An 18,075-nucleotide genomic window follows, 5' to 3' on the forward strand; every position below is an offset into this window, starting at 1 on the left:
TATTAGATAAAAATAGCCATTGAATATTTTATAAAAATAAGGAGTGATACCATGACAAACCATACAGAAAATGCCCATACACCTGTGACGACAGAGGATGCAACTTGGCAACTTAATGCCCTGACCGAAGCACTAGGCGATCTGACCTTGAGCGTCAGTGACAGCCTGTCTGTTGGGCGCGGTAGCGATAATGACGTGGTACTCGGCAGCAAGCAAGTGTCGCGCAATCACGCTGTCTTGAGCGTGTTAAATGGGGAGCTATACGTTAAGGACTTAGAGTCATCGAACGGCACTTTTATCAATGAGCAGCGGATTGAGGGCAATAAATCTCAGCGCCTTAATGCCAATGATACGCTAGGCTTTGCAAGCTTTAACTTTCAGGTAATTGCGCCTGTTGCTGCGACCTTGGACAATGAACAAGCTGCTCCAGTTGTGTCAGATGAGCCAGTATTAAGCACGAACGCTGTTACGTCTACTGAATCGATACCAGCCGCTGAATCTACCGTTATAGCGCCAGTCGTTAGCGAAGCAGCAGATAAAAAGCCAACAATTGAAGAAACTAGTATTCAAGAACCCATCGTTAAAGAAACTGTTGCTGCAGAGCCTGTAATTAACGAGCCTATAATCAACGAACCTATTGCTAAAGAGCCAGTCATCAAGGAAACTGGAATCGATGAGGTATTGTCAGTAGCTGATAATAATGAACCATCAACTTCAACTAGCACACCGGTTGTAGAAGAACCAGCACCGAGTGCGGTTCGTCAGGCTCAATATGACAGCGATGCTGCAGCGCATGATAAGACCACGACGACCACCTTGCAAGAAGAGGCGGATCCCGATGTCCTACGTGCTAAGCAAGCTGCTACCGCCCAGTTTTCGGGCACGGCCAATTTGGGTCAGCCGCGCGACCTTGGTACATCAGGTAATAATGCCATGGATCAAGCGCTTAATAATCCTGCCAATGCGGGACAAGCCGAGAAAAAACCGAGTGGTGGCTGGTTTATCTGGGTATTTATTGCTATTTTAATCATTGGCCTCGCGCTATGGTTGTTTAATAAAGGCAGCATGTAAGAGTTCTATCTTTATAAACTAAACGGCATTCTAAAAGAAATAAAGCAGTTGCTCGCTTATAAAAATGATGAATTTCATAAAAAACTATGCAATTTTTATAAAGCCATGCAATAAAGGCGGGCAGCTTATACTTTAAAGGATGTCTCATCAATTTAGCTTTAAAAATAGCGGCAAATTTAAGTTAGAAAAAATAGCAATACAATCAAGTGTTTGACAGCTTTTATGAAAATAAAGCTAAAAAAAATGAAAAAGGGCTTGCGTCTAGCAAAATATTTGATAGAATAGCCACCACTTTGAGAGAACAAGCCGACTTAGCTCAGTTGGTAGAGCAACTGACTTGTAATCAGTAGGTCGCCAGTTCGATCCCGGCAGTCGGCACCATCTCTTTCAAAGTCGCTTTTTATGAATTTACTTTCAATTGAAGTGATTTATATCAAGCAATCTAGGTGGGATTGGGGAGCGGTCAAACCCAACAGACTGTAAATCTGTCGCGAAAGCTTCGAAGGTTCGAATCCTTCTCCCACCACCATATTTGTTTTAAGTATGTCCTAGCGCCAAGCATACTCTTTATCTTGTACGACTCTTAATTAGAGTCAAATAATATAAGAGTAAATGCGGGTGTGGTATAATGGTAACACCTTAGCCTTCCAAGCTAATGACGCGGGTTCGATTCCCGCCACCCGCTCCATATATGCACCTTCGCAGCAACTATCAAACATCACGACAGTCGGTTATTAGCTGTATCGTGATATTTTTTTTAGTACAACCCATAGGTTGGCTACTGTAGTTTTTAAAAGCATGCTCATATAGCTCAGCGGTAGAGCACTCCCTTGGTAAGGGAGAGGTCTTGAGTTCAATTCTCAATATGAGCTCCATTTATTGTTCAAGCCTTGTCTATATGCTTTACTATTTTGATAAAGCATCACATTTCGACAAGACAATGTATTTTACAAAATATTGTAGCAATATCGAATTATAAAATATTGAAAATTATAAATAGAGTGTGGCAATTAATCATTTAAAGGTGACACTAAGGTGTTGCCTTTTAGTGCTGTCAGTAGGTTTATAAATCTAATTTTTAGCAATATCTATAAAAAGCTGTTTTGTCAATGCGCGCTAGCAACTAGCACAATATGCAAGCGATTGAAAAACAAGTATAATGCCCATATATAAACATGTGATTAAGCTAGTAAGCATCTTGAATACATTCATTTTAGTAGCTAAACCATAGCGTCAACGGTTTGATGGTTATTACGCATCATGAGCCGTCAAACAGCTATTTACCGATCTTTGATTGTTAAAGATTCATCAATAAAGAGGAAATACCCATGGCAAAGGCCAAGTTTGAACGCAGCAAGCCACACGTCAACGTCGGTACCATCGGACACGTTGACCACGGTAAAACAACATTAACCGCCGCTATCGCAACCGTAGCCGCAATCACCTCTGGTGGCGAAGCCAAAGACTACGCCGCTATTGATAGCGCACCAGAAGAAAAAGCACGTGGCATCACCATCAACACCTCACACGTAGAATATGACACCCCAACCCGTCACTACGCCCACGTTGATTGCCCAGGTCACGCCGACTATGTTAAAAACATGATCACTGGTGCTGCCCAAATGGACGGCGCAATCCTAGTCGTATCAGCAACTGACGGCCCTATGCCACAAACCCGTGAGCACATCCTGCTATCACGTCAGGTTGGCGTACCGTACATCATCGTCTTCATGAACAAATGTGACCTTGTTGACGACGAAGAATTGCTTGAGCTAGTAGAAATGGAAGTTCGTGAACTTCTTAACGACTACGACTTCCCAGGCGACGACACCCCAATCGTCAAAGGGAGTGCCACCCAAGCCCTTAAAGGCGACGAAGGTCAATACGGCCAACCAGCCGTTGTAGAACTACTAGGCATCCTAGACACCTACATCCCAGAGCCAGAGCGTGACGTTGACAAAGCATTCCTAATGCCAATCGAAGACGTATTCTCAATCTCAGGCCGTGGTACCGTAGTAACCGGTCGTGTTGAATCAGGTATCGTCCGTGTTGGTGACGAAATCGAAATCGTCGGTATCCGTGACACCCAAAAAACCACCTGTACTGGTGTAGAGATGTTCCGTAAATTGCTTGACGAAGGTCGTGCAGGCGAAAACTGTGGCGTACTACTACGTGGTACTAAACGTGAAGACGTACAACGTGGCCAAGTACTAGCCAAGCCAGGTTCAATTACCCCTCACACCAAATTTGACGCCGAAGTATACGTACTGTCAAAAGAAGAGGGTGGTCGTCACACACCATTCCTAAACGGCTATCGTCCACAGTTCTACTTCCGTACCACTGACGTAACTGGCGCAATCCAATTACAAGACGGTACTGAAATGGTTATGCCTGGTGACAACGTTGAGATGGGCGTAGAGCTTATCCACCCAATCGCTATGGACAAAGGTCTACGCTTCGCAATTCGTGAAGGCGGCCGTACCGTAGGTGCTGGTGTTGTTGCTAACGTCCTTAGCTAAGCATCAAAACCCTAACGCTATTAGAGAAATCTGATAACGTTATGTAGTAAGAAAAAAGCCATCCTGATAAGGGGTGGCTTTTTTTGTGGGGTATGAATGAGGATAAGGGGTTAAATACTAGGGTTTTTCTCTAATTTGAAAAAATAAATTCCAAAGCTATAAATTATAAGGACTGATTTATATATAGTAACCCCAGTTCGGGATAAGCCACATTGTAACTCATTGATACTATTTACAATGTTGCTACCTGTCCCTGCTGAGGCATGTTTTTGATGGTGGGTTTATAGGGAAACCAGCAATAAGCAATCAAACCCGACAGCAAGTTTGTGATAAACCCCGTGACACTACGATGGCGTGAGTGTTCGATTTGGCACAAGTTTTTCAGCTCCCCAAACACCGTTTCAACCAAAGAGCGATGATTGAGTAGTGCCTCATCCATAGGCTCAAGTAATTGGGGTTTCATATTACGCCGAAGTTTGGTTATCAACGTGGTATCACTGTGTTTTGTGAGCCACTCGTTTAGGGCTTTACTGATATAGCCTCTATCCCCAAACACCTTGCCAAACACAGGTGTTGCCATATCCTTAACAGGCACTCTGTCATCCGTATTACCCGCAGTGACTTTAACAGATACAAGCTCGCCCTTATGATTGATAATGGCGTGCAGCTTAAAGCCATAGAACCAGCCCATGCTGCTTTTGCCTCGGGTTGCAAGTCCCTTAAAGACTTTATGACGGTAGATACGTTTGTTATGACAAACTGCTATCTTGGTTGAATCAATATAGCTGATACCCGTACAGTCGCCCATCATGCTTTGCAAGTAGCTGCACAGTGGTATGATACTGCGCGGCACAAGCTCTATAAATCGCGAGTAGCTCGGCAGATTTGGAAACTCCCGTTTCATCATGCCAAGCATGTGATGGTAGTAAAACGCCTTAAACTGTCGATACCGCAGTTGATGAAACAGTACCAAGATGGTCATAATCTCTGCTACACTTATCTGGCATGCTCTTAGCCGTTGACGGCCCGTTGCGATTAAATGAGCGTCAAACTCAGGTTTGAATTGCTGATAAAAGTCGTCAATATGGCAGTATAGTTCGGTTAGGTTGTCCATGTAAGAAGTCCTTTTTGCTTAAGTGGTCTTGGTAAACTTACTTTAGCAACTTTGGACTTCTTTTTTATCTTTTTTTTGAGCCCTTATCCCGAACTGGGGTTATAGTAGATTAAAGATTTGCTTATAGATAACTATAACCTTTATTATATAGCGGTAGCATTTTAAAAATAAAAACACAATAACCTAAATTGGAGTAAATAATGATTACCCATGTACCTGATGTGACTTTCAAAACTCGTGTTCGTGATGAATCTATCGGCGGAGACAACCCATTCAAATGGTATGACCTAACCACAGATGAGTTATTTGCCAATAAAAAAGTGGTGGTTTTCTCACTCCCAGGTGCCTTTACGCCAACGTGTTCGACCAGCCATTTACCTCGCTATGAAGCGCTTTACGATGAATTTAAGGCATTAGGCGTAGACGAAATCGTTTGCATTTCTGTCAATGATGCCTTTGTCATGTACCAATGGGGCCTGAAGCAAAACCGTGAAAACGTTTTCTTGCTTCCTGACGGCAATGGTGAGTTCACTCGTAAAATGGGCATGCTGGTTGATAAGAGCAATCTTGGCTTTGGTATGCGCTCATGGCGGTATTCGATGTATGTCGATAATAAAGAAATCAAAAAAGTGTTTAAAGAAGCGGGTTTTGATGACAACTGTCCAACAGATCCATTTGAAGTATCAGATGCAGATACCATGTTAGAATATCTGAAAAGTAATGCTTAATCACAATTCTTAAGTGCATTGATGTTTGACTGGTATCATCAGGCGTCGATAGTTACTTGAATGCTGAAGCTCAAATACTTTCGAACTGCTTAATCCTTAAGTATAAGGGCTAAGCAGTTTTTTTATGGCTTCTACAAATATTTTTGGATGTATTAAACTAAACGTCTAAGATATCTTTGAATATAGGCAGCTTAGGTATGTATTTATGACATATATAGAATGCCATTTATGAATAAGTTTAAAAATTACGCTAACATAGCCGTTAAGGCATAAGAAAAATAAAAGGAAAAGCGGTGTTTATTATAAAGAAATTAGCAACCAATACCTCAGAGCGGCAACAAGCGCTTCAAGCAGTCGCAAATATTGAAACGCTCGTACAGCCGCACGACGCATGGACTGAGCAGACATTGGCTGAGATGCTCGCGCAAGATAGTACGCATATAAAGATAGTGTATAAACCAGAAGAGGAAGCAGGCTATAAGATCGTTGGTTATTGTTTATATCAAGTGGTTTTTGAGCAAGCAGAGATATTACGTATCGGCACCCATCCTGATTATCAGCGTCAAGGTATTGCCTCGCAGCTTTTTGCTACATTAAATAATGAGTTAATAAATAATAAGGTAGAGAGCTTATTATTAGAAGTGCGCGCAGATAATGCACCAGCGCTTGCTTTATATGAGCGGCAAGGTTTTGTCGTCATTCATAAGCGAAAGAGTTATTATCAACTGCCGCATCGGCCCGCTATCGATGCCTTGATTATGCAGCGATTTTACGATTAACAATGGGTTGTTTAGAGAATAGTTAAATTATGCTTGCGGCGGTATTTTCTTTTTGCATATCTCGATATTAGAGAGATAATTTTTATCGGTTTTCATGCGTTCAAGCACCTCGATGCGTTCAGCCAACATTTCTATCATCAGATTAATTGTCGTTTGCTGTTTTTTAACTTGCGCCAATTTCTGCTCCGTAAGGCTTAGCTGCAAATCAATATCAAGTTGACCATCGTAATAATCATTTAAGCTGTCTTTGATTTCAGTTAATGTAAAACCAATGGCTTGAGCACTTTTGATGAGCTCGATACGCTCGACGCATTCGGGATGAAATTCGGTATAAAGCCGGGAGCCTGCTTGGCGTTTGCGAGATTTTAGTAACCCCAATTGGTCGTAATGACGAATGGTATCTTTGGTGGTATTGGCCTGCGCCGCTAGTGTGCCAATCAATAAAAACGCTGTGTCGGGTGCCATGCTGACCTCGTAAGTAAAATACCTAAATTACTAATTGTGTAAAAAATGATAGCAAGCATTATTCGTTACTATGTTTAACTATAAATAGATTTATTTAAGTTTACTTTATACTTTCAATTGCCAAGGCTGAGGTTTATCGAGAAGTGAGACCGCTAAAGATTGATGAGAGTCCTTTTGCCATTTGACTGAACGGCTGCCAATTAAAGTATCTAGCTCTAGCAAAAATTTAGCGCGTGGCAAGATTTCAGCTCCCAAACTTAATAAATGGTCGTTTGGTAGCTGACAGTCTACCAATTCGACATGGCTTTGCTCACATAAACGCATTAAGCCCCAAAAAGCGAGTTTTGAAGCATTTGAAGCAACATGAAACATCGATTCGCCAAAATAAATACCGCCTATTTTTAAGCCATATAAACCGCCAATTAGATGCTGTTTATCATCCCAAACCTCAATGCTATGCGCAAAGCCTTGCGCGTGTAGCTCAGTATAGGCGTCAATCATTTCACTATGAATCCAAGTATGTTCGCCCTCAGGTAGCGCGGCATTGAAACCATCGCTACGCGGTAAGCTACAAGCATGGATAACATCATCGAACGCTTGATTGAGGGTCAACTGCCAACGTTCGCGACCCGCTTGTTTACGTAGTGATTTACTCGGCTTATAATCCGTTGGCACCATGATGCAGCGCGGCTCAGGGCACCACCAAGCGATAGGGTCATCTTCATTAAACCATGGAAATAATCCTTGCGCATAAGCTGAAATTAGCGTTTCCGGTGATAAATCTCCACCGACAGCAACGATACCGATGCCATCAGGGTCCACCATCGCAGGATCGGGAAAATTATAACGCCCAAGACTTTTTATGTATTGACGAAAGTTTTCAGGCGCTATAGCAGCCGCATTAATATCAATGCGGTCGTTATCTTTAGCAAAATCGCTCATTTATGCTTCTTTATCTTCAGTCAATGTGGAAGCATAAGTGTGGTCACGAGCGACTGTCTCACCCATAGCGTCCAAATATTTTTCGGCATCAAGCGCTGCCATACAGCCAGTACCCGCCGAAGTAATGGCTTGACGATAAACGTGGTCGGCGACGTCACCCGCGGCAAATACGCCCTCGATACTGGTTTGGGTGGCATTGCCATTTAGACCGCTATTAACGATTAAGTAGCCATCTTTCATTTCTAACTGGCCTTTGAACAAGTCTGTATTTGGCTTATGACCAATGGCGACAAACATGCCAAATACGTCTAATTGCTTGGTGCTGCCATCAAGCATCGATTCGATGACCAACCCATTGACACCCATATCATCGCCGACGACTTCGCGAACTTTATGGTTCCATTCGATTTTGATGTTACCGTTTTTAACCTTTTCAAACAGCTTATCTTGTAGGATTTTCTCAGAGCGCAAGCTGTCGCGGCGATGGACTAGCGTCACTTCAGAGGCGATGTTTGATAAGTATAAAGCCTCTTCAACGGCGGTATTACCACCACCAATAACTGCTACTTTTTGGTTTTTATAAAAGAAACCATCGCAGGTGGCACAAGCTGATACGCCAAGGCCACGGAATTTGTTTTCTGACTCTAAGCCTAAATACTGCGCAGAAGCACCCGTTGAGATAATCAAGGCATCACAAGTATAGCTACCGTTATTACCGATTAGCGTAAAAGGACGCTCATTCAAATTGACTTCATTGATATGGTCGTAGACCAGTTCGGTACCAAAGCGCTCGGCATGGGCTTTCATACGATCCATAAGCGCAGGACCGGTCAAATCATGGGCATCGCCTGGCCAGTTATCGACTTCAGTAGTCGTGGTTAGCTGCCCGCCAACCTCTAAGCCCGTGACCATAACAGGCTTTAGGTTGGCGCGTGCTGCATAAACGGCAGCGGCGTAACCGGCAGGGCCTGAGCCTAAAATAATGAGTTTTTCGTGGCGCGGAGCCGTGATATCAGTTGCCATAAAATTTCCTTGCTTGCTATCTAAATAAGAAATATAAAAATTAAAATACGTGGTACAAATGATAAATGTTATAAAAAATAGTCGCTAAAATCGCGATGAATATGGTTTTTCTTATTGCTGTGTGATAATAACATAAGGGCTGAGGGCAAAAAGTGCAAGTTTGCTAAAATGAATATGGGTATCATTAGAATCAAAGCACGGAGCGCTTAAAAACTGCTCTTAAAATGAAAGCATACTTTTTCATTGCATACTGGTTTATTACTGAAAGGTGTGGCGAATGTTCGGTTAATGACTGCATTTTTTGCTCAACCGCTTAATAATTGATTTTCTTCTGCGCTTTCTTGATAACACTGTCGCCACTACGCCTATGTATTTGTTATTATAAGAAGTTATGCAAGCGTAGTGGTCAGTGAATAACGCATCAAATTATAATGGTATTTATATAGTGCCACTTAATAGTAGAAAATCACTTCAGCATGAAAAATTTCAATCATAAGCTAGCAACCATTTATATTAATAACCAGCACTAACGAGCATTAGCGACGAGTATTGACAACAAGGCAGATCTTACGTGATATCAGCACCACTTATTGAGTATTTAAAAAAGGGCATATTTACCCTGCTTGGGTTAATACTGGCGGTTTATTTGTTCGTCATTTTGATGACGTATACGGGTAACGATCCGAGCTGGTCGCATATCAGCAGTGACATGACGACCGTGAATAACATGGGCGGCGAGATGGGCGCTTGGCTGTCAGATTTGCTCTATAGCTTCTTTGGGTTTGGTGCTTGGTGGTTGCTGGCGTTTTTGGTTTATGAGTCGGTGCTGATTTGGTGGGATAATAAACCAACGTTTTGGTTATTACGTGTCGTGGCTTATGTATTTCTGCTGTTAAGTGCCAGCGCCTTATTTGCGCAATTGGTAGCGCTAGTACAGCAAGTGGCAGACCCGATGACATCAGGGCTAAAAGGGGTTGCTGGCGGTATTATTGGGCTTGAGCTGCAAGCACGTTTGGCACAATTATTATCGCAGTGGGGTAGTGTAATATTCTTGACGGTATTTGTGGTGATTACTGCCACATTTGCTTTTAATATTCATTGGTTAGCGATTTATCAAAAAATCAAAACGTGGTCATGGCGTGATACTGCAGTTCAAGACAATGCGGCTCAAGGGAATGAGAGTAAGCGAGCAAATAGACAAGCTGCGCCGACAGCGTCTGAGCAACAGCAAAATGATGAAAGTATGAGCGATGAAAAAGCGGCGCAAGGTTTTGAGCAGTTACCACTCGATTTGCCAGCTACTGACCATGCTAGTCATGCTCAAACCGCCGATAAAAATGGTCGTTTTAACAACGTATTAAAAGAGTTTTTGGCGACGTCAGGTCTTGGTGCTAGCGTTAAAGCGTCTATGTCAGCGGCGGCAGCAGTAGCACAAACGGCAACGAATAGCGCAGCGCAAGATGGTCAATTGCAACCAGCTTCTGCGAATACAAGTAGTTTCAAACACGTCCATCAGCCGCAAGCGTCAACAGCTACTATAAAAACAGCTACTGTAAATTCTATTACCGCTCCTGCACGTAAAGTTGAACCAAGTTTTGCTTGGAACGATGCTGATACGGTTGAGGACTTGTTGGCGCGTGAAGCAATGGCTGAGCAAGAGACGTTTGGTTACGATTCTGCTGCTACGTCTGTTGCTTTTGATGACATTAATGATATTGCTGATGAAGATGAAATGACAGAAAGCGTTGATTTAGGAGTTGATAGCTTAGAAGTTAATAACTTAGCAGATGCGTGGTTAGCAGAACACGCCGCAGTGCCAGTAGCGTCTAAGGTAGAACAGAAACAAACCGTCATTGAAGCGCCAGTAATGCAGACCTCTTTCGCCAAGGAGCAAAAAGTAGCAGAGGATTTAATCGGTAATGACATTGATGATTCGATGGATGACTTCTCTGAAGCTTGGTCTATCGAAGACTCTGAGTTTACCGATAACTCTGAGCCTTTAACTCAACATGAGGTGCTGTCAACTCAACATGAAGTGACGAAAGACTGGCAAACAGATAACGCTGCGCTAAGTGATGAAATCGATAAAGTAGATGAAGTCAGCGAAATGACTGACATGACGCCGACCAATACCCCGCCTGCCAATCCAAAATTAGCACCAACGGTGGACACTGGTACTTCGGTGACCAATATTGCTCCGGCGGCCGCTAAACCGACCGTAACCTTTGCGGTGCCAGAGGGTGATAGCAGTAATCATATTACTGACATGGTGCCAGAAGATGACAGCCGAGCTGACGACACTAATCTGCCGGTGATGCCGCATATTAGTGATGATGCCGCTTTTAGTCAAAAATCACGCTCGATGCAAACAGCCGCTTATCGTAGTAGCCTGACACCGATTCCAGAGCTGTCGATTTTAGATAAGCCAGACCCTAACCGTAAGCCAAGCTATACCATCGCTGAGCTCGAGCAATTGTCAGAGTTGTTAGAGATTAAGTTGCAAGAATTCAACGTCAAAGCAAACGTGGTCAATGCCATTCCAGGCCCTGTGGTGACGCGCTTTGAAGTAGAGCTTGCGCCTGGGGTTAAAGCCAGCAAGGTGACGGGTATTTCACGCGATTTGGCACGTTCGTTATCGATGGCGTCGCTTCGTGTGGTTGAGGTCATTCCGGGTAAGCCGTATATCGGTATCGAGGTACCCAATAAAAAGCGCGAAATGGTGCGTTTGATTGAGCTACTAAATACGGAAAAATTTAAAGATCCCAAGGCGCAAATCAGCATGGCGATGGGTAAAGATATCGGCGGTAATCCGATTATCACCGATCTTGCGCGCGCGCCGCATATGCTCGTTGCGGGTACCACAGGCTCTGGTAAATCGGTATTGGTCAACTCGATGCTACTCTCTATGCTACTCAAATATACGCCAAATGAGCTGCGTATGATTTTGATTGATCCAAAGCAGCTCGAGCTTGCCAACTATAATGATATTCCGCATCTTCTCACACCTGTCGTCACTGATATGACCGAAGCGGCCAGCGCCTTGTCATGGTGCGTGGCAGAGATGGAGCGCCGTTATCAGCTGATGAGTTTATTAAAAGTGCGTAAACTTAACGAGTTTAATAAAAAAGTCATCGCCGCTGAAAAATCTGGGAATCCAATGCTTGATCCCTTATGGCGTCCCAATGACAGCGTCAGTATTAGCCAAGCGCCAAAGCTTAAAACCTTACCGATGATTGTTATTGTCGCCGATGAGTTTGCCGATATGATTATGCAGGTCGGTAAGCAAGCCGAAGAACTTATTACGCGATTGGCACAAAAATCACGCGCGGCTGGCATTCATTTAATGCTTGCCACTCAGCGTCCGTCAGTTGACGTTATCACGGGTTTGATTAAAGCCAATATCCCAGTGCGTGCTGCGCTCCGAGTAAACTCAAAAGTGGATTCGCGGACGATTTTGGATAGCGGGGGCGCAGAAGACATGCTTGGTAACGGCGATATGCTGTTCTTAGGCCCTGGGCAAATTGAGCCCGACCGCGTCCATGGTGCTTATGTCAGTGACGAAGAGGTCAACCGTGTCTGTGATGCATGGCGTGAACGCGGCGCACCCGATTATATTGATAATATGGCCGGCAACTTTGAGCTATCGAGTCCCAGTGGCGGCGGTAGTGCCGCAAATGCCTCTGGCGAAGATGACGATTTATATAATGATGCCGTGGCTTTTATAATGGAAACGCGTAAAGTATCAGCATCTAGTATCCAGCGGAAATTTAGCATCGGCTATAACCGCGCGGCGCGTATCGTTGACTCGATGGAAGAGGCTGGCTTGGTCAGCTCTATGGGCAAAAGTGGTAAGCGCGAGCTGTTGATGTAAAAATTAATAGATTTCCCATAAAAAAAGACGAGTAACGAACGTGGCTCGTCTTTTTTTATGGGAAAAGAATACTGTCATCGTCTGAATGACCAATGAGTTTGTATATCGATTATAAATCGTCATTTTTTATACTAAACTGGTGAGTGTTTATAAAAAAATAAGCATCAATTTAAAAAAGTATAAATCTGTCACTCTCCAAGGACGGTCAGTTATGTTTAAAGAATATACCCAGTACGATGCATTAGCGTTGGCAGCGCTGGTGAATGCAGGGGAAGTCAGTGCCAAAGAATTGTTAGATGCCGCCGTGAATCAAGCCAATGCGCTCAATCCTAAATTAAACGCCATTATCCACCGCTTTGATGAGCGTGCTTATGCTGCTGCAGAAAAAGGCTTGCCAACAGGCGTCTTTAACGGCGTCCCTTATCTGCTCAAAGACCTGTCGTTTCATTTTGCCGATGAGCCAATTACCATGGGCAGTCGCAGCGTCAATATCGTATCAGAAAGCGACAGCGAAATCGTTAAGCGTATGAGAGCCACTGGCGTCAATACCTTTGGCAAAACCAATACGCCAGAATTTGGTTTGATTATCACTACTGAGCCCAAAGCTCATGGCGTCACACACAATCCCTTTAAAAAAGGCTATAGCTCTGGTGGTTCATCGGGCGGTAGTGCCGCAGCGGTATCAAGTGGTATCGTGCCAATGGCAGGCGCAGGTGACGGCGGTGGTTCGATACGCTTTCCGGCGGCATGGTGCGGCGCGTTTGGCTTTAAACCTAGTCGAGGCCGTAACCCTATGGGCCCAAAAATTGGCGAGGGCTGGGAAGGGGCGGTCGCTGACCATGTAATTACGCGAAGTGTGCGTGATAGCGCGGCGATGCTTGATGCGACTAGCGGCGCAGAAATCGGCGCGCCTTACGTCATTGCACCGCCCGACGGCACGTTTTTGCAAGCCGCCATGCGCGCGCCAAGGCAATTAACCATTGCCCTGCATCAACAGCCATTGGTTTCCAATACTGAGGTCGATAAAGAAGTACTTGCTGTATTAGAAAAAACCGCGAAGCAACTAGAAGCCATGGGTCATCGTGTGGTCCCAGCTGAGCCAAATATTAATATTGAGCAATTTTGGCATGATTTTTTAGTGGTGGTCTGTGCCCATACCGCTTTTACCATTGATAATATCGAGCGTTGTTACGGCGCGCAGCATATCCAAAACCTTGAGCCGCAGACTTATAATATGGCGATGCTTGGGCGCTCATTATCCGCCGTTAATTTAGCCCACGCTAAGCATGGCTGGCACGATAGCCAATACCAAACAGGTTTGCTGCTTGAGACCTACGATATGATTTTATGCCCGACCGTTCCAACGCCTGCGGTCAAGCATGGCGTACTACCGCCAAGCCGTATGGATGAAACACTGATGCGCAGCGCAGGCCTGCTCAATAAAGGCATTAACATGGGCAGATTTGCTTTTAGCTCAGGTATGATTGAAAAGCTCAGCGCCCCAGTACTTGGTAAAATGGGCTTTACTATCTTGGGTAATGTCACCGGCTTACCAGCAATGTCGTTACCTGTTGGTATGAGTAAAAAAGGTCTGCCGATTGGGATGCAGCTGATCGGGCGCATGAATGATGAAACGACGCTATTTAGTATCGCAGGCGAGATGGAGCGTGCTGGCATGTTTACCAAACCGGCTTTTGAGAAATAGTTTTATATGATTAAAAGAGTTTTGATAACTTCTATATTAAAAAGTAGAGATTAGCAAAAACGCTTTGATTAAAAGTTTAGGGGCTGTAGTAGATAAGCACTAATCAAAGCGATAAATATCCATACCCAAACTGTGATGCGCCATGCTTTGATGCACCACAGAGACGCGTTGACCGGCACCTAAAGCAAAAAATAATGGCAATAGGTGCTCATCGCTTGGATGTACATTTTGATAATTAGGATATTGCTGCCAATCTAAAGCGCTTGGAATATCCGTTTTTAGTTGCTGTAATAGCCAAACTTTAAAGTCTTTGGCGGTCTCATCGATACTTTCAGCTTGCCAACGTAACGCCTGTAAATTGTGGGTGATATTGCCCGAGCCAATCAAAAGGATTTGCTCGGCGCGCAATTGCGCCAACTGCGCGCCCAACTGATAGCAAGCGATGCTGTCATAATGGCGTGGCAAGGATATTTGCACGATGGGTATATCAGCCTCAGGATACAGGTGTAAAAGCGGCGCCCAAACCCCGTGGTCACTGACGCGTAAAGGGTTTACACGGCAGGTAATACCGCGCGCCGTTAGCTGCTGCGCCAATGTCTCTGCAAGCGCTGGCTGGCCGGCTGCTGGATACTGCAACTCATAGAGCTCGGGCGCAAAGCCAGAAAAATCATGCCACGTCTTTGGTCGCGGATTGCTGCTGATTTCAAGTTTAGCCGACTGCCAATGCGCTGACATAATGATAATGGCGCGCGGTTTGGGCAAGTTTTGACCGATACGTGCCAGCGCACTGGTGGTTGCCGATTGTTCGATGGCGAGCGTCGGAGCGCCATGCGAGATAAATAGCGCGGGCAATTTAGCCTGTTTTGAGGGCGTTATGGCAGTTGCTAGCGCAGACGCGTCTGTCCAAGCAGCCGCTGAGGTAATGGGTGCTGGCTTGGATGTTGTTGTATTTTGACGTTCGCGCTCAGGTTGCAAAGCAGCGGTCATGGCTTTAGGTGTCGCAGGTTTAGGATGTTTCATGGTGCATTTATTAGGGCGCGCGCCTATATTTCAATCCGTTTTACCATGACGCGTCGCCATTATTTTTGATAGGGCATGGTTGATTTTTATAGCAAATGACTGTTTTTATAAAGGTTTTAATTACCGCGATGATAAGGATGGTTGTGATTGATACTCATGGCGCGATACAGCTGTTCCATTAATACCACGCGCACTAAAGGATGCGGCAGCGTCAGTGCAGATAACGACCATTTCACATCTGCTTTTGCCAATACCTCTGGCGATACGCCGTCAGCGCCGCCAATGACCAACGCAATATCATCGCCTTGCTGCATGCCATCCGCCAATTTTTCAGCCAGCTGTTCGGTTGAGAGCATTTTACCTTTTACGTCGAGCACCCATAATTGCTCGCGTCCAGCCGCAGCATGAGCGGCCAATATCGCTTGACCTTCTTGCTCACGGTACTGCGCCAAATTGGCGTCTGAGGGGTTTTTGGCGCGTTTAGCGGCGGCAATTTCTACGATTTCAGTATTAAGCATGGGCTGGATACGCTTAAAATATTCATCAAAACCAGTTTGTACCCATTTGGGCATTTTATTTCCAACACTCAATATTCTTACTTTCATAATATAGACCACTTTTATAATGGGTTAAATGTAACAAAAAGATTCTGCGCTTAAGGTATTGTAACAAACAGACCTTTTACAAAGTATTTTTTTATGCTTTACTAGCATTTGACCAACAGTTGTTCTTTTCTACACTCATTGCTTTTATCGTTACATGGTCTTATCTTTACATAGTCTTATCGTTGAATGGTAAAGAAAGCGTCAGCAACCCTGTACCGTCTTTTTGATAGAGCATAAGATAGTTTGCAATATTATTTAAACGAAAGGAGTCGTTCATGAACCGTACTATATCAAGCCTATTAGCACTTAGCGCAGGTGCGCTACTCTCAACCTCTGTGTTTGCTGCTTCTTTAAACGGCACGCAGTGGCAAACCATTGATGATAAAACCGGCGAGAAAAAAGCCGTTATTCAATTGACCGAAAGCGGTGGTAAAGTTTCAGGAAAAATCATCAAAGTATTGAATAAAGAAAAGGCAGACGCGCTTTGTACCAAATGTCCTGGCAGCCTAAAAAACAAACCGGTTGAAGGCCTACAGATCCTGTCAGGTCTAAAAGCCGATGGTAATAACCAGTGGAGTGACGGTAAGCTGGTCGACCCTGAGTCGGGAAAAACTTACTCTGGTAAGCTAACCTTGAGTGATAATGGCCAAAGCTTAAAACTGCGCGGTTATGTCGGTACACCTGTCTTTGGTCGCTCGCAAACCTGGCAACGCATTAAGTAGTTTTTACCAGTGCTCTTATAAAAGCAAATTTATAAAGCAAGCTTATAAAACAAAAAGGATAGCAGATTGAGATGTGCTGTCCTTTTTTCATGTTTTAAATTTTAGATTTTAACTCAATGTTTTTATTTTAAAACGCTATCACCTTAAAGCGCTTAGAGCATCTTTCCTAGTCATCATTTGACATTAGCGGCTTGATGGTTTCTGATACGCCGTCATCACTCTGTTGCTCGTCGTTTTTACTATTCGAGGGCGTAGGTTTTGGAATAATCGTCAATGTCGCATCTGACTCAAAAACAATCGCTTCGATATCATCAAAACTATTAATACCTTCAGAACGCATCGCGCTTTCTAGCTCTTGACGCGTTAGGCGCTCATTACGCATGGCATCTGGTAAGAATTGCCCTTGATAAAAAACAATCCGCGGCTCCGATAAAATAAGATGACTAAAACTGACCGAGACAGAAGCATATTTAGTCACTAAAAACTGTAAACAATACAAGGTCACAATAGCGGCGCTGCCTTCGATAAACGGGATTTCTTCGAGTAAAATCGTACTGGCGCTCAAAGAGCCAATCATCACCGTCACAATCCAGTCGAAGTTATTAAGCTGCGAGGTTGAGCGTTTGCCAGATACTTTGGTAATTAACACAATTAACGCATAAACCATGACCGCTGTTAAGATAATGCGCCCAAGTTTTTCTATATTGTCAAAAAGCAGCATGTCCATTATCTGGGCTCCTATTAATCATAAAATACTGTCCGCTATTTTGTCGCTAGCAAATATGGTTTGGCTACAAACAGCGTAACGGAATTTCATCATTAATAGGGCAAAAAGTTTGTATGAGGTTGTATTTTTGAGCATTTAGTAGCGAGTTAAGGGCAGCGATGGTCGTTCAATAAATTTATGCTTAACGGCTTTGCTTAGGATTAAGGAGGCGGTTGATTAATAAGATACTAAGACGCGCGCTGACTAAGCTCAACACCAATATCATCACCAATGCCGAAAGCAGCGGTAGCGGTCGCTGTATAGCCATCTCGGTTAATACCTCACGGCTTACGGCATCAAATAAGAAAAACCAGATACCTAAGAAATAAACTATGGTAAGTAGCCAAACCACCGCAACGCCGCCAAACATCAAGCGATTGATTTCCTTTTTATCTAGCGCGCGCTGTTGATGCTTAATAAATTTATGCACCGCGATATAAGCGCCGACGATGATGGATACGACAGTGACCAGCTGTGAGTTTAGGGCAAATTTGGTTTGCACCATCATAAATATGGCGCTGGCCAAAACATAACCCACCGCAAAGAATCCGATATATGGCGCCATTTTAGGCGGCATTACGTTTAGGTTGCTAGAAGTATTGCCCGCTGTTTGACCATCTTTTGCTGGACTAAGACGCTTGCTAAGCTGCATTGGTTTGCGTGACATAAAAATAACCTTTATAAAGGGTAAAGCATAGAGTGTTAAAACATATTAAGCATGAACGCTGATTTTTATTAATGCTTT

General features: G+C 44.0%; 15 protein-coding genes and 4 tRNA genes. 11 read left to right on the forward strand and 8 right to left on the reverse strand.

From position 1 onward, the window contains the following. Positions 1-51 precede the first annotated feature (51 nt). The 6 genes from RAH45_RS02495 (at position 52) to tuf (ending at position 3,590) form a co-directional block, all read left to right on the forward strand. Positions 52-1,071, forward strand: coding sequence for an FHA domain-containing protein (locus RAH45_RS02495; RefSeq protein WP_198328527.1), 1,020 nt, complete (start codon positions 52-54; stop codon positions 1,069-1,071). Positions 1,072-1,376: 305 nt separating this feature from the next. After that, positions 1,377-1,452: transfer RNA gene (locus tag RAH45_RS02500), tRNA-Thr, on the forward strand. A gap of 64 nt (positions 1,453-1,516) precedes the next feature. Further along, a tRNA-Tyr gene (locus RAH45_RS02505) sits at positions 1,517-1,600 on the forward strand. Between the two features lie 85 nt (positions 1,601-1,685). Further along, positions 1,686-1,759, forward strand: a tRNA-Gly gene (locus RAH45_RS02510). A 112-nt stretch (positions 1,760-1,871) separates the two neighbouring features. Further along, positions 1,872-1,946, forward strand: a tRNA-Thr gene (locus tag RAH45_RS02515). A gap of 453 nt (positions 1,947-2,399) precedes the next feature. Beyond that, positions 2,400-3,590 carry an elongation factor Tu gene (gene tuf, locus RAH45_RS02520; protein ID WP_068404023.1) on the forward strand — a complete coding sequence of 397 codons (1,191 nt, stop codon included), beginning with the start codon at positions 2,400-2,402 and terminating at the stop codon, positions 3,588-3,590. Between the two features lie 232 nt (positions 3,591-3,822). Here the strand turns inward: tuf and RAH45_RS02525 are convergent, their stop codons facing one another. Further along, positions 3,823-4,704 (reverse strand): IS982 family transposase, encoded by an 882-nt coding sequence (locus tag RAH45_RS02525; RefSeq protein ID WP_306495450.1) that lies wholly within the window; start codon positions 4,702-4,704, stop codon positions 3,823-3,825. A gap of 200 nt (positions 4,705-4,904) precedes the next feature. On the opposite strand from RAH45_RS02525, the gene RAH45_RS02530 reads away from it, so the two are divergent. After that, the gene (locus tag RAH45_RS02530) at positions 4,905-5,432 is read left to right on the forward strand and encodes a peroxiredoxin (protein WP_068404024.1); all 528 of its coding nucleotides are present in this window, start codon (positions 4,905-4,907) and stop codon (positions 5,430-5,432) included. A 293-nt stretch (positions 5,433-5,725) separates the two neighbouring features. Further along, positions 5,726-6,211, forward strand: coding sequence for a ribosomal protein S18-alanine N-acetyltransferase (rimI, locus tag RAH45_RS02535; RefSeq protein WP_198328677.1), 486 nt, complete (start codon positions 5,726-5,728; stop codon positions 6,209-6,211). Positions 6,212-6,238: 27 nt separating this feature from the next. On the opposite strand, the gene RAH45_RS02540 is transcribed toward rimI, so the two are convergent. The 3 genes from RAH45_RS02540 to trxB all read right to left on the reverse strand — a co-directional run bounded on the left by RAH45_RS02540 (position 6,239) and on the right by trxB (position 8,641). Beyond that, complete coding sequence (locus RAH45_RS02540) at positions 6,239-6,676, reverse strand: MerR family transcriptional regulator (protein WP_144298154.1); 438 nt, start codon at positions 6,674-6,676, stop codon at positions 6,239-6,241. 105 nt (positions 6,677-6,781) lie between these two features. Next, entirely contained in the window at positions 6,782-7,618 is an 837-nt protein-coding gene (gene aat / locus RAH45_RS02545; protein ID WP_198328676.1) for a leucyl/phenylalanyl-tRNA--protein transferase, read from the reverse strand. Beyond that, positions 7,619-8,641: a thioredoxin-disulfide reductase gene (gene trxB / locus RAH45_RS02550; RefSeq protein ID WP_144298152.1), complete on the reverse strand. Its 1,023-nt coding sequence runs from the start codon at positions 8,639-8,641 to the stop codon at positions 7,619-7,621. 571 nt (positions 8,642-9,212) lie between these two features. On the opposite strand from trxB, the gene RAH45_RS02555 reads away from it, so the two are divergent. Next, complete coding sequence (locus RAH45_RS02555) at positions 9,213-12,512, forward strand: DNA translocase FtsK (protein WP_198328674.1); 3,300 nt, start codon at positions 9,213-9,215, stop codon at positions 12,510-12,512. A 211-nt stretch (positions 12,513-12,723) separates the two neighbouring features. Beyond that, the gene (locus RAH45_RS02560) at positions 12,724-14,217 is read left to right on the forward strand and encodes an amidase (protein ID WP_198328673.1); all 1,494 of its coding nucleotides are present in this window, start codon (positions 12,724-12,726) and stop codon (positions 14,215-14,217) included. 99 nt (positions 14,218-14,316) lie between these two features. On the opposite strand, the gene RAH45_RS02565 is transcribed toward RAH45_RS02560, so the two are convergent. Both RAH45_RS02565 and rlmH read right to left on the reverse strand, forming a co-directional pair. Further along, positions 14,317-15,237 carry a DODA-type extradiol aromatic ring-opening family dioxygenase gene (locus RAH45_RS02565; protein WP_198328672.1) on the reverse strand — a complete coding sequence of 307 codons (921 nt, stop codon included), beginning with the start codon at positions 15,235-15,237 and terminating at the stop codon, positions 14,317-14,319. A gap of 116 nt (positions 15,238-15,353) precedes the next feature. Beyond that, complete coding sequence (rlmH, locus tag RAH45_RS02570; RefSeq protein WP_068406749.1) at positions 15,354-15,842, reverse strand: 23S rRNA (pseudouridine(1915)-N(3))-methyltransferase RlmH; 489 nt, start codon at positions 15,840-15,842, stop codon at positions 15,354-15,356. Positions 15,843-16,117: 275 nt separating this feature from the next. Here rlmH and RAH45_RS02575 point away from each other — a divergent pair, with 275 nt between their 5' ends. After that, positions 16,118-16,564 (forward strand): DUF2147 domain-containing protein, encoded by a 447-nt coding sequence (locus RAH45_RS02575; RefSeq protein ID WP_144296396.1) that lies wholly within the window; start codon positions 16,118-16,120, stop codon positions 16,562-16,564. A 166-nt stretch (positions 16,565-16,730) separates the two neighbouring features. Here the strand turns inward: RAH45_RS02575 and RAH45_RS02580 are convergent, their stop codons facing one another. Both RAH45_RS02580 and RAH45_RS02585 read right to left on the reverse strand, forming a co-directional pair. Further along, positions 16,731-17,291 (reverse strand): DUF421 domain-containing protein, encoded by a 561-nt coding sequence (locus tag RAH45_RS02580; RefSeq protein WP_191691645.1) that lies wholly within the window; start codon positions 17,289-17,291, stop codon positions 16,731-16,733. Positions 17,292-17,472: 181 nt separating this feature from the next. Further along, complete coding sequence (locus tag RAH45_RS02585; RefSeq protein ID WP_191691646.1) at positions 17,473-17,997, reverse strand: ABZJ_00895 family protein; 525 nt, start codon at positions 17,995-17,997, stop codon at positions 17,473-17,475. Positions 17,998-18,075 lie beyond the last annotated feature (78 nt).

The organism is Psychrobacter sp. van23A, assembly GCF_030845275.1.
Taxonomy (GTDB): domain Bacteria; phylum Pseudomonadota; class Gammaproteobacteria; order Pseudomonadales; family Moraxellaceae; genus Psychrobacter; species Psychrobacter faecalis.